The organism is Hansschlegelia sp. (assembly GCF_035538955.1).
In the GTDB taxonomy this organism is placed as follows: Bacteria; Pseudomonadota; Alphaproteobacteria; order Rhizobiales; family Methylopilaceae; genus Methylopila.
The window spans coordinates 80223-99666 of sequence record NZ_DATLJK010000003.1 but is presented as its reverse complement, the minus strand read 5'-3'; the positions used below and the strand labels follow the sequence as shown (position 1 = coordinate 99666).

22 protein-coding genes are annotated in these 19444 nt (G+C 65.0%); 12 read left to right on the top strand and 10 right to left on the bottom strand.

Annotation, left to right across the window (positions count from 1 at the left end; genetic code table 11):
• The first annotated feature begins 4 nt into the window (after positions 1-4).
• The 4 genes from VM780_RS01430 to VM780_RS01415 all read left to right on the top strand — a co-directional run bounded on the left by VM780_RS01430 (position 5) and on the right by VM780_RS01415 (position 2993).
• Complete coding sequence (locus VM780_RS01430; protein ID WP_325444365.1) at positions 5-451, top strand: DoxX-like family protein; 447 nt, start codon at positions 5-7, stop codon at positions 449-451.
• Positions 366-2270: a PAS domain S-box protein gene (locus VM780_RS01425; RefSeq protein WP_325444353.1), complete on the top strand. Its 1905-nt coding sequence runs from the start codon at positions 366-368 to the stop codon at positions 2268-2270. Before VM780_RS01430 ends, VM780_RS01425 begins: the two co-directional genes overlap by 86 nt.
• Positions 2267-2635 carry a response regulator gene (locus VM780_RS01420; protein WP_325444351.1) on the top strand — a complete coding sequence of 123 codons (369 nt, stop codon included), beginning with the start codon at positions 2267-2269 and terminating at the stop codon, positions 2633-2635. Before VM780_RS01425 ends, VM780_RS01420 begins: the two co-directional genes overlap by 4 nt.
• A gap of 217 nt (positions 2636-2852) precedes the next feature.
• On the top strand, positions 2853-2993 hold the full coding sequence (locus VM780_RS01415; RefSeq protein WP_325444349.1) for a hypothetical protein: 141 nt from the start codon (positions 2853-2855) through the stop codon (positions 2991-2993).
• A gap of 567 nt (positions 2994-3560) precedes the next feature.
• Here VM780_RS01415 and VM780_RS01410 read toward each other — a convergent pair.
• Complete coding sequence (locus VM780_RS01410; protein ID WP_325444347.1) at positions 3561-4181, bottom strand: hypothetical protein; 621 nt, start codon at positions 4179-4181, stop codon at positions 3561-3563.
• A 542-nt stretch (positions 4182-4723) separates the two neighbouring features.
• Here VM780_RS01410 and VM780_RS01405 point away from each other — a divergent pair.
• Complete coding sequence (locus tag VM780_RS01405; protein WP_325444345.1) at positions 4724-5806, top strand: M42 family metallopeptidase; 1083 nt, start codon at positions 4724-4726, stop codon at positions 5804-5806.
• Positions 5807-6239: 433 nt separating this feature from the next.
• Here VM780_RS01405 and VM780_RS01400 read toward each other — a convergent pair whose 3' ends face one another.
• The 4 genes from VM780_RS01400 to VM780_RS01385 form a co-directional block, all read right to left on the bottom strand.
• Positions 6240-6653 carry a hypothetical protein gene (locus tag VM780_RS01400; protein WP_325444343.1) on the bottom strand — a complete coding sequence of 138 codons (414 nt, stop codon included), beginning with the start codon at positions 6651-6653 and terminating at the stop codon, positions 6240-6242.
• 349 nt (positions 6654-7002) lie between these two features.
• Complete coding sequence (locus VM780_RS01395; protein WP_325444341.1) at positions 7003-7509, bottom strand: phage terminase small subunit P27 family; 507 nt, start codon at positions 7507-7509, stop codon at positions 7003-7005.
• 4 nt (positions 7510-7513) lie between these two features.
• Entirely contained in the window at positions 7514-7741 is a 228-nt protein-coding gene (locus VM780_RS01390) for a DUF7220 family protein (protein ID WP_325444339.1), read from the bottom strand.
• A complete protein-coding gene (locus VM780_RS01385; RefSeq protein WP_325444337.1) occupies positions 7741-9033 on the bottom strand; it encodes a site-specific DNA-methyltransferase in 1293 nt (430 codons plus the stop codon). The genes VM780_RS01390 and VM780_RS01385 overlap by 1 nt, the downstream gene beginning before the upstream one ends.
• A gap of 384 nt (positions 9034-9417) precedes the next feature.
• Between VM780_RS01385 and VM780_RS01380 the strand changes: the two genes are divergently transcribed.
• Entirely contained in the window at positions 9418-9906 is a 489-nt protein-coding gene (locus VM780_RS01380) for a DUF3489 domain-containing protein (protein WP_325444335.1), read from the top strand.
• Between the two features lie 64 nt (positions 9907-9970).
• Here VM780_RS01380 and VM780_RS01375 read toward each other — a convergent pair whose 3' ends face one another.
• The 3 genes from VM780_RS01375 to VM780_RS01365 all read right to left on the bottom strand — a co-directional run bounded on the left by VM780_RS01375 (position 9971) and on the right by VM780_RS01365 (position 12960).
• On the bottom strand, positions 9971-11995 hold the full coding sequence (locus VM780_RS01375) for an AAA family ATPase (RefSeq protein ID WP_325444333.1): 2025 nt from the start codon (positions 11993-11995) through the stop codon (positions 9971-9973).
• Positions 11996-12102: 107 nt separating this feature from the next.
• On the bottom strand, positions 12103-12321 hold the full coding sequence (locus VM780_RS01370) for a helix-turn-helix domain-containing protein (protein ID WP_325444331.1): 219 nt from the start codon (positions 12319-12321) through the stop codon (positions 12103-12105).
• 99 nt (positions 12322-12420) lie between these two features.
• A complete protein-coding gene (locus tag VM780_RS01365) occupies positions 12421-12960 on the bottom strand; it encodes a hypothetical protein (protein WP_325444329.1) in 540 nt (179 codons plus the stop codon).
• 228 nt (positions 12961-13188) lie between these two features.
• On the opposite strand from VM780_RS01365, the gene VM780_RS01360 reads away from it, so the two are divergent.
• The 4 genes from VM780_RS01360 to VM780_RS01345 are packed head-to-tail and all read left to right on the top strand — an operon-like array spanning position 13189 to position 15774.
• Positions 13189-13542, top strand: coding sequence for a hypothetical protein (locus tag VM780_RS01360; protein ID WP_325444327.1), 354 nt, complete (start codon positions 13189-13191; stop codon positions 13540-13542).
• Positions 13543-13547: 5 nt separating this feature from the next.
• Complete coding sequence (locus VM780_RS01355) at positions 13548-14018, top strand: DUF2924 domain-containing protein (RefSeq protein ID WP_325444363.1); 471 nt, start codon at positions 13548-13550, stop codon at positions 14016-14018.
• Positions 14018-15328, top strand: coding sequence for a recombinase family protein (locus VM780_RS01350; RefSeq protein WP_325444325.1), 1311 nt, complete (start codon positions 14018-14020; stop codon positions 15326-15328). Before VM780_RS01355 ends, VM780_RS01350 begins: the two co-directional genes overlap by 1 nt.
• Positions 15325-15774, top strand: coding sequence for a hypothetical protein (locus VM780_RS01345; protein WP_325444323.1), 450 nt, complete (start codon positions 15325-15327; stop codon positions 15772-15774). The genes VM780_RS01350 and VM780_RS01345 overlap by 4 nt, the downstream gene beginning before the upstream one ends.
• Here the strand turns inward: VM780_RS01345 and VM780_RS01340 are convergent.
• On the bottom strand, positions 15771-16652 hold the full coding sequence (locus tag VM780_RS01340) for an oxygenase MpaB family protein (protein ID WP_325444321.1): 882 nt from the start codon (positions 16650-16652) through the stop codon (positions 15771-15773). The two genes, VM780_RS01345 and VM780_RS01340, sit on opposite strands and share 4 nt — an antisense overlap.
• 503 nt (positions 16653-17155) lie before the next feature.
• Positions 17156-18052, bottom strand: a complete 897-nt coding sequence (locus VM780_RS01335; protein ID WP_325444319.1) for a LysR family transcriptional regulator — start codon at positions 18050-18052, stop codon at positions 17156-17158.
• A 99-nt stretch (positions 18053-18151) separates the two neighbouring features.
• Between VM780_RS01335 and VM780_RS01330 the strand changes: the two genes are divergently transcribed.
• Both VM780_RS01330 and VM780_RS01325 read left to right on the top strand, forming a co-directional pair.
• Complete coding sequence (locus tag VM780_RS01330) at positions 18152-18358, top strand: hypothetical protein (RefSeq protein WP_325444317.1); 207 nt, start codon at positions 18152-18154, stop codon at positions 18356-18358.
• A gap of 100 nt (positions 18359-18458) precedes the next feature.
• Positions 18459-19154, top strand: coding sequence for a YoaK family protein (locus tag VM780_RS01325; protein WP_325444361.1), 696 nt, complete (start codon positions 18459-18461; stop codon positions 19152-19154).
• Positions 19155-19444: the final 290 nt, after the last annotated feature.

Below are 19444 nucleotides of genomic sequence, written 5' to 3'. Positions count from 1 at the left end.
CCTTTTGATCGGGATCGGCATAGCCTTCAGGCGCACCGCGCGAATGGCGCTCTACGCGGCGATCGCCATCTCGCTGTTCTATGCCGCGGCGGGAACGGCGATCCTGCCGGAACTCTGGCTGGACCCGCTTGGCCCGATGTTTAAGATCTGGCCTATTTTGGCGCTGAACCTCGTTGCGCTCGCGCTGCCCCCCCCCCGGCGAAATGGCGCGGGAGCGCCCTACCCGCTCGGCCGATCCGAGGTACTCGCCGACGCTTCAAACCCGCGCAGAAAAGCGCCCGCGGCTCCACCGGAGCGGCCCGACGGCCCGAGCTGCTTGCCCCAGGCCTCTTTTGCGCCAGTTCGGTCATGGATCGAGAGGCCCGATGCCCAATCTTGCAGAGATGACGAAGCGGCAGCAGGTGCTCGGCCGCTTCGGCGAGTTCGCGTTGCGCAGCGACGACCTGGATGAAGTGCTCGCCGAGGCGTGCCGCCTGGTCGCTGACGCTCTCGGAACGGGCCGCGCGAAGGTCCTGGAGATCGAGGACGATAGCAAGACGCTGTTCGTCCGCGCGGGGGTCGGATGGCATGCCCAAATCGTTGGAACGGTGCGCCTGCCGATGCATGAGGACTCCTCAGAAACCTTCGCTATTCGGGCGGGCCGCCCGGTGTTCTCGCAGGACATCCGGAGAGAGGATCGTTTCCAGATCCCGCAGTTCATGAAGGACGCGGGCGTGATTTCCCTCGCCAACGTGCCCATTTTGCTCCCGGGCGGGCGCGCCTTCGGCCTTCTGCAGGTCGATAGCATTGAGGCGCGCGAATTCGGGGACGCAGAGACCGAATTCCTTCGCACCTACGCTACAATCCTCGGGCCGGTTATTGACCGGCTGCGGAAGGTGACGGACCTGCGCGAGGCCAGAGAACTCTTCCAGCTCATCGTCGAGAGCGTGCGGGACTACGCGATCTTCGTCACTGACGCAGAGGGTCTGATCACACACTGGTTTCCCGGAGCGGAAGCAGTCTTCGGATGGACCGCTGAAGAGGTGCATGGACAATCCACCAGCATCACGTTCACTCCTGAGGACCGCGCGAAAGGGGAACACGAAAACGAGCTCGAAACCGCCCGTCTGAACGGCGTGGCCCCTGACGTGCGATGGCATCTGCGGAAGGATGGCTCCCGGGTGTTCATCCAGGGAGCTTCTACCTCCTTGCGCGAGGCCGGCGGCAAATTCCATGGCTCGGTGAAGATCGGGCAGGACGTCACTGAGCGTCATCAGGCTGAAATCGCCCTCGAGAAGAGCCGCAGACAGCTGCAGACGCTTGTTGAGGCCATCCCGCAGATGGTGTGGCGGTCGGCCGACGGCGGAGACTGGCTATGGTCCAGCCCCCAGTGGACCCAGTACACTAATCTGTCACAGGACGAGAGCATCGGACTCGGGTGGCTGAAGGCTGTTCATCCCGACGATCGCAGCGTTGCGCTCCGCTCCTGGAACGAGGCCAGCCAACAAGCCCACTTGAAAGCAGAGTGGCGGATTCGCGAGGCCACAAGCGGAGGCTACCGTTCGTTCGCCATTCGAGCGTCGCCGGTTGCGACAGGAGCGGAGGGCCTCCGGGAGTGGTTCGGGACCTCAACCGACATTGATGAGCTTCGAAAGCTGCAGGACGCTCAGAAAGTCCTGGTGAAGGAGCTTCAGCATCGCACACGCAATCTGCTGGGTATCGTGTCCTCGATCGCTATGCAGACGGCTGACAACTCAGCCTCCTTGGACGATTTCAGCAACCACTTCACGAGCCGGATCGCCGCGCTCTCTCGCGTCCAGGGACTGCTTTCGGGAGCAGAACACGAACCGGTCGACATTCGCAGGCTGATTGAACTCGAACTCGCCGCGCTCGCAGCTGACGCTCTGGGCGACCGGGTCGAACTGGGAGGACCGGAAGCCCTCCTGGAAAGCTCAACAATCCAGACGCTCGCGCTCGCCCTTCACGAACTCGCCACGAATGCACGCAAGTACGGGGCGCTCGCGACTGACGCCGGCCGTTTGAGCGTCAAGTGGTTGACCACTTCAGCCGAGGGGAACAGCGATAGGTCTGTTCTTCGAATTGAATGGGTCGAGCAGGGATCACGAGACGCGCGGGATCAAAACGCGAGCCGTCGCGGTTATGGACGCGAGTTGATCGAGGAGGCCTTGCCATATGCGCTAGACGCGCAGACCAGCTTCGAGCTCAGGGAGGACGGCGTGCGCTGCGTAATCGAACTGCCCATTGCGACGTCCGAACGACGCGACCGGTGAACACGTCGACCCCTCCCTTGAAGGGCCGTCGTATTCTGCTGGTCGAGGATGATTATTTTCTCGTCCGGGGCCTCGTGAACTATTTCGAGGCCGCAGGCGCCGAGATCGCTGGCCCGGTGGCAGGACTGCAGCCCGCCCTACAGATCGCGAAAACCGAGCGGCTGGATGGGGCTGTCCTCGACATCGATCTGAAAGGCGAGTGCTCGCTGCCTGTCGCAGCAACGCTGCTTGAGCGCAACGTGCCGTTCGTGTTCGTCACCGGCTACGATGCGACGGCCCTGCCGGAGCCTTACTCCAAGGTTCGGCGGTGCCAAAAGCCTGCCGAGGCGTCAACTGTGGCCTGGAAGTTATTCCAGGCGAAGTAGTGGCTGACCCGCGACTGACAGTCACCCAATAAGGGGCACGGCGCCGGTGGCCGGTCGTCTCGACGTCTTGGCGATGGTCGCACCGCTTACTCTCGCTGGCCTCTGATGGTGGCGCTGACCCGTCGGTCGTATCGGAACGACACGGGAGAGCAAGGCCTTAGACCCCATACGTGGCGGACGGCGGATGTCAGATACAAAGATCGACAGGGACACGCTAATGGCGATCGGCGCGATCCTCGCGGAGAGAATGGTGGCCGTTCTGGAGGAGCCGCTTCCGGAGGAACTGGCTCGGCTCGCCGCCGCGCTCGAGGGGAAGCTCGCAGAGGCCAACGATTTGGCGCCAGATGCCGATAAATGATACGGCTCAGCTGCGGATCGCGCGCCAGGCGGTGAGGTTTGCGGAGCGCTGGTCTGCGGGCCCCTGCAGATCGGGTGCCTCTGGGGGATCAATGCCCAACACGACCGACCCACTCGTAACCCTGAATTCGAGCCGGTCGTCGTCAACTTCGTGGATCTGAACCAGAACGGGGCCGAACCGCGAGGTGATGATCTCGGCGGTCTGAGAAGGCTCCAAAGCGGCTAGCAGGGCGTGGCCGGTTAGCGATCCTCCTGCCTTGCAATGGGCTTCCGTCTCGTCCCCTAACACCCAAATGGAATATTCAATTGGGCCAAGGTCCCCACCGTCGCAGACAAGGCGACCGGTGTCGGCTATCACAAGTCGGTTTCGCATGTTCCCGCCCTCAGCAGAAACTACGCGTGAGAATGGGATTCGTTCGTTCCACGGGCCAAACGGCGGCAAAAGCCCTCCGCGACTCCAAGCCGCCGCGGGGGCGTCGTCAAGTGACGTGGACGATCTACCCAGTCCTAGCCTTCGGAAAGCCGACGCGGCGCGGAAGGTTCGGCAACCGTTGCCTCGAGGGGAGAGCTAAGGCTGATGGAAAACCGCCAGCGCGGCCGCGATCTGTCGGATGCTGGCTGGCTTGTGGCAGATCGGGATATCTTTGAGACGCGGCGGCAGGTCGAGCGCGCCGCATCCCGTCACGACGACGGTGGGGACCCGTCTATCGGCCAAAGCCATTGCGACAGGCACCGCGCTCACGCCGTTGAGATCGAGGTCTAGAAGGGCGATGTCGATGGGCGCGGCGGCGTCATTCGCGATCCGCAGCGCCTCACGATCATTCGCGGCCGGGCCAAGAACGATCGCGCCCTGGTCCTCCAGCTCGCGCCGTAACTGCCGTCCTACGAGGAAATCGTCCTCGACGATCAACACGCGGCGTGTGCGGAAGGTTTCTTCGGACTGGCGGACCGGCTGCTCGAAAGCTCCTGTAAGCGAGCTCGCTGGTAGATGCGGAGCGGGCATGGCCTGGGAGGCTGTCTGAAGAGCCTCGCGGCCGGACCGCGTTATGATCCAACCGTCGATCGCGCACTCCGTGAGTCCCGCCCTGGCGAGACCGTAAAGCACGGCTCCATCCAGAATCAGTCGCCGCTCCCCGCACGCGAGTCTCTCAAGAACCTCTCGCTCCGTCCGGGACAGTTTCATGCGCATGCGCACCTCACGAGGGCGGAAAACCTGAGTCCGATCAGTTTGTTCCAGCGCATCACCGAGTTCCCTAGCTCGTGAGCCTCACTGCCCCCGGGAACAATTCGTTCATCGATGACCTTCCGGCGTCCGCCGATGGCGAGCGCCAGTGCAGCGGCCGCAGCCCGTCTCGCGGCCATCGATGATCGTCTAAATGGCTGCTGAGCCGTGGCCGGTCGGCTCGCCTCAGCCGCGCCCTACGCTGTTAAGCGTCAGAGTTCGTGAGGTTATCTACCACCGTGTCCCACCGAGACATCGTGAAACCGCGTGGTAGCGGCAACTGTCTCGTCACGCTGATCCTTCTGACCATCAGCGCAGTCTTGATCAACATCCTGGTCGCTCTGGCGATCGGCGGGTGAGGAGCCTTGCGCGAAGGAACGCGCTCGGCTTCCAGCAAAGGAGGGCTGTTCAACCACTTTCAAGCCTCGTCGCCCCCACCCCGTAGGACAAATGCCTCCTGTCCTTTGCCTGCAGCTGCGCCACATTCGGCCGGAGCGACGGAGCCCGAGATGCGGCAGGAATCCCTGAACTTCCTCAAAGACCTGGTGGCGGCGCCCTCGCCGAGTGGGTACGAACAACCGGCCGCGGAGGCGTTCCGACGCTACGCCGGAGCCTACGCCGATCAGGTCAGCACCGATGTGCACGGCAATGTGACGGCGGTGCTGAATCCGGGCGCCGGCACGAAAATCATGCTCGCGGGGCATATGGACGAGATCGGCTTCGTCGTGCACCACATCAGCGATGAAGGCCTCATCTACTTCAGCCCGATCGGCGGCCACGACAGCGTCATTCCGGTGGGCCAGCGGGTTTGGGTACATGGCAAGGAGCGGGTGGCCGGCGTCGTCGGCCGTAAGGCCATCCACCTGCTCGATTCCGAGGAACGCAAGAAGAAGCCGGAGCTCAAGGAGCTTTGGATTGATATCGGCGCCACCTCGCGAGCCGAGGCGGAGGCGCTGATCGAGCTCGGCGACGTGGCGACTTTTCAGCATGAGTTCCAGCCGCTGCTCGGCGACCGCGCCACCGCCCGGGCTTTCGACAACAAGGTCGGCTGCTTCGTGGTCGCCGAAACGCTCCGCCTGCTTCGGAAAGAAGGCGGCATCGATCCGGACGTCGGGGTCTACGCGGTCGCAACCGTGCAGGAGGAGATCGGCTCGAGAGGCGCGAAGACATCGGCCTTCAGCATCGGGGCGCAGACGGGCCTTGCAGTCGATGTGGGACATGCCATCGACTATCCCGGCGTTAGCAAGCCGCAGTTCGGCCGCTGCGATGTCGGAGCGGGCCCCGTGATCTCGCGGGGGGCGAACACCAATCCAGTGGTATTCAGGCTTCTCAGAGAGGCCGCGAGGGATGAGGAGATTCCCTACCAGGTCGGGGTTGCGCCCGGCGCCACCCCGACCGACGCCGGCGCCATGCAGCTCAATCAGGCGGGCATGGCCACCGGCTTGCTCAGCGTCCCGCTGCGCTACATGCACACGCCTTGCGAGCTGCTAAGCCTGAGGGACGTCGAGGAGTGCGCACGTCTGATGGCGGCCTACTGCCGGCGTCTGAAGCCCGGCACGGATTTCACACCGCGAGACGGTCGCTGCTCCTGAACCACTGACCGGACGAACGCGCGTGGCGGCTGTCGGCTCCAGCGGCCGGGCTGCTGGATCGATGCAGTCAGCGCCGCCCCGGACACAAGAGTTCACGTACGCTGGTGGCGCTGCAAAGGGAGGCAGCATACGCGTGTGACCGCAGCCCTGTTGTTCACGACGGGCATCGCGCACTCCAGGGCTTTGAGTGGAGGCAGCCTCTGGCGCTCGGGGCAGGTCGGCAGCTCCGCCCCGCCCCCCCCGGGAGAAGACGGCGCACAAGACGACAAGCGCGACGAACGACGCTTCCGGGGGCGTGCCCGCCGGTTCCCCGAAGGTGGCGCGCACAGCAGGGCAGGCCGGCCGTGGCGCAGGGCGGCGGCGCCGCATCGGCGACCAGAGACTCGAGCTAACAAAACCGGGGGCACCCGGCGCAGCGCCCTCACTCCTCGGCTCACGCTGCCTTCATCTCGATCTGCCGGGCCGCAGCCACCGGCGGCGGCGGCGGGTCATCGTCGGTACCGTCGGGGCTCTTCCGCAGCCCCCGGCGCGGGCCCGTCCGGGGGAGCGATTTCCGCCGCCCAACATACCGAATTGCACGTCTTGGATCGAATCCTTCCGAATCCAGCCTGCGCAACGCAGCAAGGATTTCCGCGAGCCTGACGATCGCGCCGCTGTCGAGCTGCCTTAGGGCCGGTTCATGTTCGACAGCATGTGCGTCAGAAGCCCAGGATGCGAGCAACTCACGCTTGAGCGTTGGGTCTAAACTATTGTCGGCGAGCACCTCATCCGGGTGAGAAAACAGGGCCCCGTAGCTCGCCGCCCCAGGTGCGCGGTCAGAGCCGCGCACGCTATCAAGTGTTGTCATCTCCGATCTCCGCACATTGCGGTTCCGTTGGGTTCGATCGATGCGCTGGAGGCTCCGACAGCGGTTGATCCAACACATGCGACGGGGAGACAGATGTGTGATCACCAATGGCGCCTTCAAGGCGCCTTATGAACTTCCGGCGGGGGCCGCGCCTGCGACGCGCTGGTGGTGCTGATGAGTGAACGGTGCGGGCGTTCGCAGCGGCATTGTCGTTCATCAAGCCGAGCATCAGGCTGCTCTGGCGAAAGCGCTCACAGATGAGGGCCGCAGTCGCGCCGTCATCCAAAGGATGCGCGATAGGCGGGCGCTGAGGGCCTTTTTCACGTCGCTCTCCAGAGGTAAGTGGCCCTCAGTCGAAGAACTCGTCCGGCGCTTCACCCCCGCCGAGCGAACGGTCGAACTTGTTCCGCCCGAACTCCCAAGGTTTCGGCATGCTGGTGGCGGGCTGGGCATGGACCCTCGAGCGGGAGGTAGGGGTGAGGCCCATCTCGGCCATCATCTTCGCCATCAGCTCGAGCTGCTTGTTGGCGACGGCGAGCCAGGGGTTCTGTTGCACGTAGCCTGAGGGCAGTTTGATGAGCGCCGGCGTCTCCCGAAGCTTTCGCTCGGCCTCAACCCAGCGGCCATAGGTCTGGCAGTAGGCGGCGAGCGCCGCCCGATCGAGCGGGCTCATCATGCCAAGCTGGACAAGCTGACCGATCAGGCGCTTCCACTCAGCTTTTGCGGTCGGGCTCAGATGTGCAGGGCAGCTCGGCGCACCTCGCACCGGCTTTGGCTCTCGAGGATTGTACGGCCGCTTGCCCGGATTGCCTTCCAGTTCCCTCAGCGCAGTGGGCTTCGGCTTACGACCTCGCATCGCCTCACCTCGCGACCATCAGGCGCTCGAACAAGCGCCGTAGCAGGTAGGATCGAGCGAGTGACACCAGGGTGAAGATCCCGGCAATCGCGCCGTCGGCGGCGAGGCTGATGTGGATACCGAACAGCGGATAGGCGAGCCGCTGCGTCAGGAGCGCCAGCAGATAGCCGAGAATGACGTTCGTCAGCGCCTCGGCGAGGGAGGCCTGCCGTGTCTGGGCGGTGCGGTTCATCACTCGGCCGCCTGAAGCTCAACGCCGCGCTGGGCGGCGATCTCGGCGAAGCTGGCGCCACCCTCCTCCAGCATTGCGACGCCACCGATCGCCTCCTGCCAGCGCCGGACAATGACGTCGCAATAGCCCGGCTCGAGTTCGACCAGAGCCGCCTTGCGACCGGTGGCCTCCGCAGCCATCAGGCTCGTGCCCGAGCCTCCGAATGGATCCAGCACGAGATCGCGCGTTTTGGATGAGTTGCGGATTGCCTGCTCGACTAGCGAGATCGGCTTCATGGTCGGGTGCAGGTCGTTCTTCACCGGCCGGTCGTGCCGCCATACGTCGCCTTGGTCGCGCGCGCCGCACCAGAAGCGATCCGCTCCATTCGGCCAGCCATAGAGGATCGGCTCGTACTGGCGCTGGTAGTCCGACCGGCCCAGCGTGAATGCGTTCTTGGCCCAGATCACATAGGTCGACCAATGTCCGCCGGCGGCCTCGAAGGCTGACTTCAGCGTGCCGAGTTCCGACGACGACATGCAGATGTAGACGCCGCCTTTGGTGACGGGCAGGAACGCAGCGCAGGCCGCCTGCAGGAAGGCCCCAAAGCCGGAGCCGAGATCGTCGTTCGCGATCGCGGCGTGCTTCCCGGCGCGATAGTCCACGTTGTAGGGCGGGTCGGTGAAGACCATGTCTGCAAGCGCGCCGCCCAGCGCCCGGGCCACATCGTCCGCTCTGGTCGCATCTCCGCAGAGCAGCCGGTGGTCGCCCATCCGCCAGAGATCGCCGGCGCGCGAGACCGGGGTGACTGGCGGCTCAGGCGCCTCATCGGGGAAGGACGCACCGTCGCCCTGGCCCGCGAGCAGCTGTTCGACCTCGCCAGCATCGAAGCCCGAGAGCTCCAGGTTCACTCCGAGCGCCACAAGGTCGGCGACCTCGGCCGCGAGCATCGCCTCGTCCCAGCCGGCGTTCAGCGCCAGCTTGTTGTCAGCAAGGATGTAGGCGCGCTTTTGTGCCTCCGAGAGGCCGGCGAGCTCGATGACCGGCACGTTTGTCATCTGCAGCTTCCGGGCCGCAAGCAGCCGACCATGGCCCGCGATGACCCCGTTCCGGCCATCGACCAGGATCGGGTTGGTGAAGCCGAACTCCCGGATGGAGCCGGCGATCTGCGCCACCTGCGCGTCCGAATGGGTGCGGGCGTTCTTGGCGTAGGGGATCAGCTCGGCGAGCGAGCGATACGTCACTGCAAGATCGCGCCCGTGGCCATCGCCTCCGGAGTTTGTCGACTGGTTCTGGGCCTCCTGCCGTGTCGCCATGCCGTCTGCTCCCAAGAGGTTCTACGAGGATCAATGCGTCGCCGCGGGGGGATACCCCTTCCCAATTTCGCGGTTCTGCGTGCGAAGGGGCGGCACCGGTCCGCAGATCGAGGCGAGTGGACTCCTGAGCTCCCCCCCCGGGTGACCGCCCCCTGCTGGCCACTGATGTTGATTATAGACGATGCCGCCTGATCGTCTATACGAAGGAACTTCGCTATACTACGATCCACTACGATTCGCGACATATTCGATGAGCAGATTTGCCGCTATAACTGGACTATTCATCTGCCTTGAGTGCTTATTCCTCGCGGCGGCCCCGACTTGGGGCTCGGTCTCGTAGCGGAGCCGCGATGGTCGCTGCCCGCGTGGAGCAGGCTGATCCCGATGACCAAAACGCTTTCCGATACGCAGCGCGCGATCCTCACCGCGGCTGCCTCCGCCGACGACCGCGTGGTCCATCCCCAACACGTCCCGCTGAAAGGCGGAGCGGTGCGCGTCGTGCTCCTCAGCCTCGTGCGGAAGGGACTGCTCGAGGAGATCGAAGCAGCCGCCGGCGCTCACGTCTGGTGGGACGACGGCGAACAACCTGTCGCGCTGAAGGTGACGGTCGCCGGCTGCGAGGCGGTCGGCGTGACCGTCAGCCCGCGAGGCTCATCGCCGAAGACCTTCCGGGCCGGCACCAAGCAGGCGACGCTGATCGGGATGCTGCAGCGTCCCGAAGGCGCGACCATCGAGGAGATGGCGGCAGCGACTGGGTGGCTCACCCACACCGTCCGCGGCGCGCTCGCTGGAGCGATCAAGAAGCGTCTCCGGATGGAGGTGACATCGGAGAAGGTCGAGGGCCGCGGGCGGGTGTATCGAGTCAGAGGCTGAGCCCGGAGAAACCGGACATCCGTGACAATGTCCGGCTCGTCCACAGTACGGACAGGACAGGACACTAACGAGTGTCCTGTCTGTCCGGTGTGGAGGTCACGTCCGTCCCCTCGTCGCCGGATGGCCATATGTGAGAGACCCCGCGGATGTCCCGCGTGACTACGAGCCCGGCGGCAAGGGCGCTCCTCAGCGCCCTATCGAACGCCCGACGCTTGGCGTCGGCGCGCTTCGCCGGATCCGGGCTGTCGGCCGGGTAGACGTCGTAGAACTCCACACGCACGCCCGCGACCGCCACGGTCCTCACGCTGGGCCCATCATGTCCGAAGGGTCGCCGCTCCTCGCCTTCTTCCGCCAGCTTATTGATCAGCGCCGCATGAAGTACGCGAAGTGCCGGCGGCCATCGGCGTTCCTTACCTGCCTTACCGGAAAGACGATCACCCGCCATCCTCCACTCGACGATACATGTCGCCGTCGCGCTGAAGGCCGACTGCGCTTCGAGCGGGATCGTCTTCAACTCGAACGGCGTCACCGCGCCTGTCGCTCCGCTCCGCAGCTTCCTGATCGCCATCCGACGGTTAGAAACTTTCCCCTCAGTGTCTTTGTCGCCCAGCAGGGCCAGCACCATGTCGGCAGCCGCCTCTTTTGCAGAGGTTCCGCGTGTCCCAGTTTCAACCGTCTTCCCGAAGTGATCGACCGCAAGCACGAAGGCGCGGCTGGAGCGGCTTAGCTCGTCGAGCATCCGCATTATCTTCTGACCCTGCGCGGCATCGTTCTCGTCCTCAATGCCGGCGGCCGCCATGAGGGTATCGATGATGATCAGCACGAGCTCCGTCCTGAAGTCCGACCTCATCCGATCGGCAGCCGCTGCGATCGTCGCGGTATGAATGGCGACAGCGTCCTTGCTCATGAGCGGAGGACACTCGTCGATCCAGGCGAATGGCAACCGCTCGAGCTTGTCCGGGTCGACCCCGCCATGCTCCTTGAGCTTCACCTGAACGACGCCACGCAGCCGGACTGAGACCTCGTTGGCGCCCTCGGCGGCGATCAGCACGACGCCGCCCACGCGCTGGATCGCCCGCCCGGCAAAGTCGCCGCCTGTCATCACGCAGCCCGCCAGATCGAGCGCAACAAAGGTTTTGGCGGCACCCCACTGACCCGAAAGCAAACCTTTGCCTGTCTCCGGGATCATCTCGGCGACGAGCCACTTGCGCTCGGCGGTGTCATCCGGATCGCCATGCCAGTGCAGCGACAGCGCCCGAGGTTCTGCTGGTTTCGCAAGTATCTCATCGGCTGAACGAGGATCGCCTATCTTGCCGAAGGAGCGATCCACCTCCGCCTTGAGCCGCCCCTGATACTTCGCGGCGATCCCGCGGGGATGCGCTTCGAGCAGGTTCAGGATCGACGGTGCGGTCCAGCCGAGATCCTTCAGCCAACCGACGGCATGGTGGAACTGGTCACTGCGCTCGCCCTCGGGGGCCCCGTTCGCCACAAGGTCGGCTAATCCGCGGGGCAGGTCAGCCGACGCTGACGCCGTCGGCGGGACCGGCTTCTGATTAAGGTCCAGCGTCAACGGTTCCGGCGCCTGCCTAACTGGCTTTGTGGCATGCCGCGCGAAGACCTCGTCCATCACGCGGTCGATGTTCGAAAGCCCGGCTTCCGCGTTGTGGAGCGGGAGACCTGTGACCACGATGAAGCGCTTTGCCCGCCGGTAAAGCTCGACGCTGCCGACTTCTTCCGTGAACTTGCGGTGAATCTCTGGTCCATCCGCGAGGCCGATGATCCTCAAGCCGGTCCCGCTGATCGTGACCTCGACGTAGCTCTGCGCGTCCTTGATCAGGCTCTCGGCCCAAGGGGCGAGTTCACCTGTCTCCGGATCCCTGCAGTCGTCGAGATCCAAAGCGGCGATGTCGTCGTCCGCCAGTTGATACCCGATGCCGTCGGCGCGCCCTTGTCGGACCACCGCCATGGCAACCGCGTACAACGACCACGTCGAACTGTCGTTCGCCTTCGCGTATTGCGCCGGCCGTTCACACTGGAACGGGACCTTCGTCCATCCCGAGCGGTCCGCCTGCCACTGCCAGCGCCACACGACCCAACGAGGCTTCGCTACGAGGGGAGCCAGCGCCGGAGGCAGCCGCTCGATCTGGTGGAGGGGAGTAGACGGCGGCGCTTGACCTTGCACACCCGCCGAGCCGTTCACCGGCCGGAACCGAGCGCCTGCTGATCCTGGCCGCCTGCCGGCTTGTGGAGGGACGTCTCCTCATAGGTCTCGACGTCCTGCAGCCGGTACACGATCCGGCCGCCCAGGCGCAGGTAGGCCGGCCCGGAGCGCTTCCAGCGCCAGCTTTCGAGCGTCCGTTCGCTCATCGACCAGCGGCGGGCGAGATCGCGCTGAGTGAGATGTGAAAGAGCCATCGAGAAGGTCCTCGGCATAGATGATGCGGTCGAGAACATTCTGCGGTGGTCGTGGTGAGGAGGTCTTGCGGAGCCTGTGAGGAGACTTGAGGAGCCTTCCTAAGGCTTGCTCTCGAGCCAACAGAGTCCGCCTTCTACGCGGAGGTGCTTCTTCATCGGCTCGTAGTGAGGACTGCCCTTAAAGGCGTTCTGCAATGAGTTCGCGTTCGCTCCCGCGAACTTCAGGAGATCGGCGACGACTAACTTTCGGCCGCTAGGGAGCGCGTCCACCAGCCGGCGCAGAATGACCTGCTGTATCTCTCCTCTGACAAGGTAGGTCTTGCCGGCGATCGTCAGCTGCCGGTCATCGTCGGAAAGCGTGATCAGCTCTTGAGTGTCCGGCGCTGTCTTGATGATCGGCACCAGGTCCGGACCGGCTGACAGCGGGTACAGCTTTTCGCTGGCCTCCTTTGAGAGAACCTCGACCTGAACGATCTCGGTATGGGGGCCAATGAGCTCTGACTCGTCGAAGTCCGCCTCCAGGATGCTCCAGAGCTCGGGTGAGATGATCTCCCGTACGCTTCGGATGCCTAAGGGCGCTTCCAATCCGGTGGCGAGCCGCTCTCCTCTGCTCAGTATGTCGATGAAGGACTGTTGCATCGCCTCCCGCGTTTCCCAGTACAAACGCCGCATGCGCTCAGCCGGCAATTCGCCGCCGTCGCTCGATGTTCGCTTCAGGTCTTTCGCCGCAGCGTAAGGCGCAAGCGCCTCCCGCTGCTCAAGAGAAAGGTTCTCTTCAAAGGCTTCCTCCAGCGGTAGCCCGCGTAATTCGCTGCTCGGCTTCAGAGGATCTCTCCGCTGTCGGCACTCGTTCAGCCGGAGATTAGAATGGGCTTGGCGGCCGCGCGAGTGGGATCGAATCCAACATCCCGTAACCTCGCCTCTACGCTGCTGTTCTTTTGTAGCCGCACCCCTACGACAAGAGCTTGTTTCTGCTGTTCTTTCTCGGTTGGCGACCACATCCTCGCCAACATGACGCACGGAAATTCCCGTCCACAAGACGATGCTAAAGAGCGCCTTGCCGAACTCGCGGATCTGCTCGCGGCCGGCTTGCTGCGGCTGAGGCTCAGGCGGGCCGAGCAGTCCAGCGGTTTATCTGACGACGGCGGAGAGAGTTCGCTCGACTGCGTCGGCGACCGGAGCATGCATGCGAACCCGAAGACGCAGGGGATCGCAGCGTGAGCGCAATGTGGACGGCGGGAGAAGATCATCCGGAGCGCGGCAGGGTGCTGGCGCAGCTCTCGGCGCTTAAGACGGCGCCCACCCACGAACTCAAGACGCAATGGCGCTCGCTCTTCGGCAAGGAGCCGCCGCCTTACAACAGGCGCTTCCTCGAGAGCCGGCTGGCCTATCGCATCCAGGAGCTCGCCTTCGGCGGCCTGAAGCCTGAGACGGTGAAGCGGCTCGACGCCCTCGCTGACGCGCTCGACGGCCGCTCAGGCGGCAAGAAGCGCTCGTCCTCCGCCCGTCCGATCGCCGGCACGCGGCTGATCCGGCAGTGGAAGGGCGTCGAGCACGTCGTCACGGTGACGATGGACGGCTACGAGTATGCCGGCCGGCCATACAAGAGCCTCTCGGCCATCGCCCGCGCGATCGCGGGCACCCGCTGGAACGGGCCAGTCTTCTTTGGGCTGCGGCGCGCTGGGGAGCGTGCCTGATGGCGCCTCCCGTTCGGAAGCGACGCTGCGCGGTCTACACCCGCAAGAGCAGCGAAGAGGGTCTGGAGCAGGACTTCAACTCGCTTCATGCCCAGCGCGAGGCCTGTGCGGCTTACGTGGCAAGCCAGCGCTCCGAGGGCTGGGTCCTCGTTCCCGACGCTTACGACGACGGCGGCTTCTCGGGCGGCACGCTGGAGCGCCCTGCCCTCAGGCGGCTCTTAGCCGACATCGCCTGCGGCAAGGTTGACATCGTGGTCGTCTACAAGATCGACCGGCTGTCCCGCTCACTCATGGACTTCGCGAGGCTGGTCGAGGTGTTCGACCGCCACCAGGTGACCTTCGTCTCCGTTACCCAGTCCTTCAACACCACGACCAGCATGGGGCGGCTGACGCTCAACGTCCTGCTGTCCTTTGCGCAATTCGAACGGGAGGTCACCGCCGAGCGCATCCGCGACAAGTTCGCGGCGTCTCGCGCCAAGGGCATGTGGATGGGCGGCTGGGCGCCGCTCGGCTATGACGTGCGCGAGCGCCGACTGGTCATCAATGAGGCCGAGGCCGCGACGGTACGGATGGTCTTCGACCGGTTCGCCAAGTTCGGCTCGGCGACGAAGCTCGCGCAAGAGCTCCGCCAAAAGGGCGTCCTCAACAAACGCGGCAAGCCGATCGACAAGGGCTTCCTCTACAAGCTGATCAATAACCGCATCTATCTCGGTGAGGCGGTCCACAAGGGCGTCAGCCACAAGGGCGAGCACGAGGCGATCGTCAGCCGCGCTGCGTGGGACAAGGCTCAGGCGATCCTTGCGACCAACGCCCGCTCCCGAGGCGCCGCCACGCGGGCCCAGACGCCAGCACTCCTTAAGGGATTGATCTGGACAGCGGACGGGCACGCGATGTCACCGTCGCACACGCGTCGGCGCGGCCGGCTCTATCGCTACTATGTCAGCCAGAAGGTTTTGAGGCAGGGTGCGGAGGCAGAAAACCCGGCGATCTCGCGCGTGCCTGCGGGCGAGATCGAGCGCGCCGTCATCGACGAGCTCCGCCGGGTTATCGCATCCCCGGAGATCGTGGCGCGAACCACGCGGGCTGCCCGCCAGGACGATCCTTCCATCGGCGAGGGCGAGGTCGCAGACGCGCTCCAGCGCCTCGATCCGCTTTGGGAAGAACTCTTCCCGGCCGAGCAGGCCCGGATTGCGAGGCTGCTGGTGGATCGGGTCGTCGTTGCGGAGAATGGGGTTGAGCTTCAGCTGAACGTCGCGGGGCTCGCGAGCATCGCCGCCGAGCTGCGCCTGACCGAGAGGAAGGCGGCATGATCCCGGAGCGCCGGCTGAGCGGCGACGGCGACGCTCTCACCATCCGGATCCCGATGCGCTTCGAGCGGCGCGGCTATGCCAAGCGCATCATCGGGCCCGATGGAGAGCGGGTCGTGGTCGAGCCTGCTCCCGCCGGGCTCGAGGACCCGCTGATAAGGGCTCTGGCGCGCGCCTGGCGTTGGAAGCGAATGCTGGAGAGTGGCGGCTACGGCTCGGTCGGGGAGCTCGCCGCAGCGGAGAAGGTCAACTTCTCCTACCTCTGCCGCTTCCTCCGACTGACGCTGCTGGAGCCGGCGGTGATCGACAGGATTCTCGAGGGACGCGAGGGTGCTGAAACTTCGGTGGAGGCTCTACTGACGCACCCGGTGACCCTCGGTGGCCAAGCGGGAGTTGATCGCTTCGGCCTGCTACCAGCAGCCGATCGGCACTTCGTTCTGGAAAGCTAGGCTTTCACTGGCGCCGCCGAATCGCGGAGGGCCCACCGGACGAGAGCGCCCGCGCCCAAGGCCCCGGCTCTGATCGCCCGCGTCCTACGTGGTCCAAGCCGGAACCCGTGCATCTCGGCGGCCCAGGCGGGGAGAACGTCGATGCCGGCGTCCAACACGAGCGAGCTGAACGGCGCCATGAGGGGGCTTGGCGCGGGCTGGGACAGAAGCGCGCCCGCCACTTGGCGGGTCCGCCGATCCCACCTGAGTTCCGGACGCATCGCCTCAAGATAGGCGTCGACGTCCCGCCGCGTCGTTGGGGTTGACGTCGCCCCGAGGTGATGGGCGACGATCGCCATCTCGGCGAAGTAGCGGTCCTGTTCCGCAATCGGGAGGAACGGGTTCCGATATCGGAGGTACGAGCTCAAAAAGCAGCGGACCTCGGCGACATGCACCCAGGTCAGCAGAGCAGGATCGTTCGCGCTATAGGTCCCGCCGCCTGGCAACGCGCCTTGAACGCGATTGTGGACGTCGCGGACGCGCGCGATCAGCCCGAGCGCTCTTTCCGTCGAGCCATAGGTCGTTCCGGAGATGAACTGCGCCGTGCGTCGCAGCCGGCCGGGCATGTCCTCGCGGAAGTTCGAGTGATCCCAGACGCCGGCAAGCGCCGCGGGATGCAGCATCTGGAGAAGCAGCGAGCCAACGCCGCCGATCATCATCGACGTGAAATCGCGATGAACCCGCCAGGCGACCGAGTCCGGCCCGAAGATGCCGTCGTCCCTGCGGGGCTCTCCCGCGGGCGCCTCTTTCGGCCCCGCGCCGACCAGCTTGTGGACCTGTTCTCTGATCGCTCGTCGGACTGGCTGCATCCGCGTGACGTAGGTCGGCAAGCGCGACAACCAAGCCTGCTCGACGTCTTACTGAAGATCGCTCCTCAGGGCGCCACTGTAAAGTGCAGAGCGTCAGCTTCTCCCACTTTCGAAACTGTTAGCTGGATTGCAATGCGCTTCGCACGATTACGCGGCGCCCACTTCGATCTTCCAAGCCTCAGCGTCGACCGCATCGCATCCGACCTTCGGCTCTCCGAGAAAGGCGCGGAGCGCGGCAGGGACAACGAGCCGCCATCGGCGTCGGCAGCGTTCGACGACATCGAGAGTTGAAGGGCGCTGTCACAGAATTCCGACGGCTTTGCACCGGGTTGAGATGTGCGGACAATCTGCTTTTCGAGCATCGCTGCCGGAGCACCCAGTTGGAAGCCGAGCCTTGGGCCGCTCACGGCGAGCGCCCGCGGCCAGATAAGTTTCTGTCCACCACCTCTCGCTCGCCCACGCCGAATAGAGCCCGGGCCAAACCGTGTAAGCGGGCCGGAGGCCAGCACGCGCCCTTCTCTCGTTCCCGACGCTCAGCCCTCGTCAATCCGCGGCCACTCCGTGGCGACGTAGTCGACGAAGCTCCGCAGCTTTGGCGAGACCATCCGCGTCTGTGGGAACAGCATCTGCACCGGCGTCGGGTCGCGCTGATAGGCGCCGAGCAGCGCCTGCAGGCGGCCGGCGCGCAGGTCGTCGGCAACATACCAAGAGGGCGCGCGTGTAATGCCGAGGCCGTCGCGCGCGCCCGCCACCGCCACATCGAGGTCATTGACCGATAGCCGCCCGGTTAGGCGGATGGTCCGGCTGCGCCCGTCCATCTGGAACCGCCAGTCGACCGGCCCCGCGCTCTCAGAGAAGGTGAGGCAATCATGCGCCCGCAAGTCCTCGGGCCGCGACGGCGCGCCCCGTCTAGCGAGGTAGCCGGGCGATGCGCAGACGGTGAGGTCGATATCGTCGAGCTTGCGCACCACCAGATCGGAATCCGGGAGATGCCCGATCCGCACCGAGAGGTCGATATCCTCCTTGATCAGATTCACCGCGCGATCGAGCAGGATTAGGTCGACCGACATGGCGGGATAACGGGCGAGAAACGCCGTGATCAGCGGCGCCAGCACCAGGCGCCCGATCAGCGTCGGTGCGCTGACGCGAAGCCGGCCGGTCGGCTCGCTCCGTGTGGAGGCCAGTGCAAGCTCCAGTTCCCCAACGTCACCGAGGATCGCTTTCGACCGAGCATAGAACAGCTGCCCCGGCTCGGTGAGTGAGAGGCTGCGAGTCGTTCGCCGCAGCAAGGACACTCCAAGCTCGGCCTCCAGCGCAGCGATGGTCCGGCTGACTGCCGTGACAGACTTCGACATCGCGCGAGCGGCAGCCGACAGGCTGCCGCTTTCGACGGCCCGTACCAGGGCCGCCATGGCCTCCAGCCGATCCATGCTCAATCTTCCCGGTAACCGCAAAAGTGCTTGCGAGATATGAGGGATACTCCCCGTCGACACGTATTTTAAAGTCGCTTCTTTGATGGGAGGCGCCCAATGAGCATCGACCGATCACTTTTCGACGCAGGCACTGACAAGGATGGATCGGACGCGAGCGACCTCGCCATCGTCTGCTGCGTCACCGCCGGCGGCCTCGCCGCCTCTGGCCTGCTGCTCGACCCGCCGAACCTTGGGGCGGCTTGCTTATTGGCGGCCGCCGCCAGCGTTGGCCTCGCCTTCTGGGCGACGTCTGGCCAGCCGTGAAATGGAGGGCGGAGCCATGCATCGATTGCGGACCGACATGAGCTCCCTCGCTGGACGGAGGGGCGGCTTTGCGCGCGCCTCGATCCGCTTGTCCGCCGCGATGCTAGAGCGCGACGTGCTGACCGGCGTGTCGATGGCCTTCGTCGGCGGCTTCGTCGATGCCGCGGGGTTCATAGCGCTCGCCGGCTTGTTCACCTCGCATGTGACCGGCAATTTCGTGCTGATCGGCGAGCAACTCGCCACCGGCGCTGGTGGTGTCGTCGCCAAGCTGCTGGCGTTGCCGGTCTTCGTGCTGGCGGTAGGCGGCGCCCGGCTCGTTGCTTTGGCGACGGAGCGTCGTGGCATCGCGCCAATGCGCCCGCTCCTGCTGCTAGAAGCCTTGCTGCTGCTGGCCTTCCTGCTGTCCGGAATGGCCTTGTCGCCGCTACGCCTGCCGGATTCGGTCGCGGCAATCTTCGTCGGCATGTTCGCCGTGGCGGCCATGGGTGTTCAGAATGCGATCGGCCGTCTTGCGATAGCCCATCTCGTCGCAACAACTGTGATGACGGTGAATGTCGCCCAGGCGACCATCGACACGCTCGACATCTGGCTTGGCGCGGCGCCCGATCATGGAAGGCCCTCCAGGGCACGGCTGTGGCGTATGGCCCCGGCGATCGGCAGCTTCGCGCTCGGCGCCCTTACTGGCGCTTTCGGATTTGTGCTCTACGCGTTCGCCTGCGTCGCCATACCGATCTTAGTTCTGCTGGTTCTGTTCGCGTTGTTGGGCGCAGGGCTAGAAAGGAAGAAGCCGGGCTGAAATCGCGATCACGAGGCGCACGAACTGTTCTTCACCCGCTCGTATTCGGCGGCTTTGAAGAAGTTTGGGCACCCGAGGATGAGCGCCGTAATGCGTCAGGAGCAGACATTGCCTGCAGAGCCGGAAGCCCACATTGCGGTTTCGTTCTCCGAGCTAGCGGGCTCCTATCGGCTCCTTGGACGGACGCGGCATTCGTGACCATGTCCGTGGATGTCACGATTCCCCGCTCGTCGGCCGACGGCGGATGTTGGCTAAGCCGCTCAGATCGCGGCGCGTCACAAGCCCGCCGA

Bases quoted from the DNA above. Each gene is read 5' to 3' on its own strand.
- VM780_RS01365 (WP_325444329.1), bottom strand. From the start codon at position 12,960: ATGCAACAGTCCTTCATCGACATACTGAGCAGAGGAGAGCGGCTCGCC.
- VM780_RS01350 (WP_325444325.1), top strand. From the start codon at position 14,018: ATGGCGCCTCCCGTTCGGAAGCGACGCTGCGCGGTCTACACCCGCAAG.
- VM780_RS01415 (WP_325444349.1), top strand. From the start codon at position 2,853: ATGGCGATCGGCGCGATCCTCGCGGAGAGAATGGTGGCCGTTCTGGAG.
- VM780_RS01425 (WP_325444353.1), top strand. From the start codon at position 366: ATGCCCAATCTTGCAGAGATGACGAAGCGGCAGCAGGTGCTCGGCCGC.
- VM780_RS01325 (WP_325444361.1), top strand. From the start codon at position 18,459: ATGCTAGAGCGCGACGTGCTGACCGGCGTGTCGATGGCCTTCGTCGGC.
- VM780_RS01330 (WP_325444317.1), top strand. From the start codon at position 18,152: ATGAGCATCGACCGATCACTTTTCGACGCAGGCACTGACAAGGATGGA.
- VM780_RS01360 (WP_325444327.1), top strand. From the start codon at position 13,189: ATGGGCTTGGCGGCCGCGCGAGTGGGATCGAATCCAACATCCCGTAAC.
- VM780_RS01335 (WP_325444319.1), bottom strand. From the start codon at position 18,052: ATGGATCGGCTGGAGGCCATGGCGGCCCTGGTACGGGCCGTCGAAAGC.
- VM780_RS01400 (WP_325444343.1), bottom strand. From the start codon at position 6,653: ATGACAACACTTGATAGCGTGCGCGGCTCTGACCGCGCACCTGGGGCG.
- VM780_RS01390 (WP_325444339.1), bottom strand. From the start codon at position 7,741: ATGAACCGCACCGCCCAGACACGGCAGGCCTCCCTCGCCGAGGCGCTG.
- VM780_RS01370 (WP_325444331.1), bottom strand. From the start codon at position 12,321: ATGGCTCTTTCACATCTCACTCAGCGCGATCTCGCCCGCCGCTGGTCG.
- VM780_RS01355 (WP_325444363.1), top strand. From the start codon at position 13,548: ATGTGGACGGCGGGAGAAGATCATCCGGAGCGCGGCAGGGTGCTGGCG.
- VM780_RS01395 (WP_325444341.1), bottom strand. From the start codon at position 7,509: ATGCGAGGTCGTAAGCCGAAGCCCACTGCGCTGAGGGAACTGGAAGGC.
- VM780_RS01410 (WP_325444347.1), bottom strand. From the start codon at position 4,181: ATGCGCATGAAACTGTCCCGGACGGAGCGAGAGGTTCTTGAGAGACTC.
- VM780_RS01405 (WP_325444345.1), top strand. From the start codon at position 4,724: ATGCGGCAGGAATCCCTGAACTTCCTCAAAGACCTGGTGGCGGCGCCC.
- VM780_RS01380 (WP_325444335.1), top strand. From the start codon at position 9,418: ATGACCAAAACGCTTTCCGATACGCAGCGCGCGATCCTCACCGCGGCT.
- VM780_RS01385 (WP_325444337.1), bottom strand. From the start codon at position 9,033: ATGGCGACACGGCAGGAGGCCCAGAACCAGTCGACAAACTCCGGAGGC.
- VM780_RS01345 (WP_325444323.1), top strand. From the start codon at position 15,325: ATGATCCCGGAGCGCCGGCTGAGCGGCGACGGCGACGCTCTCACCATC.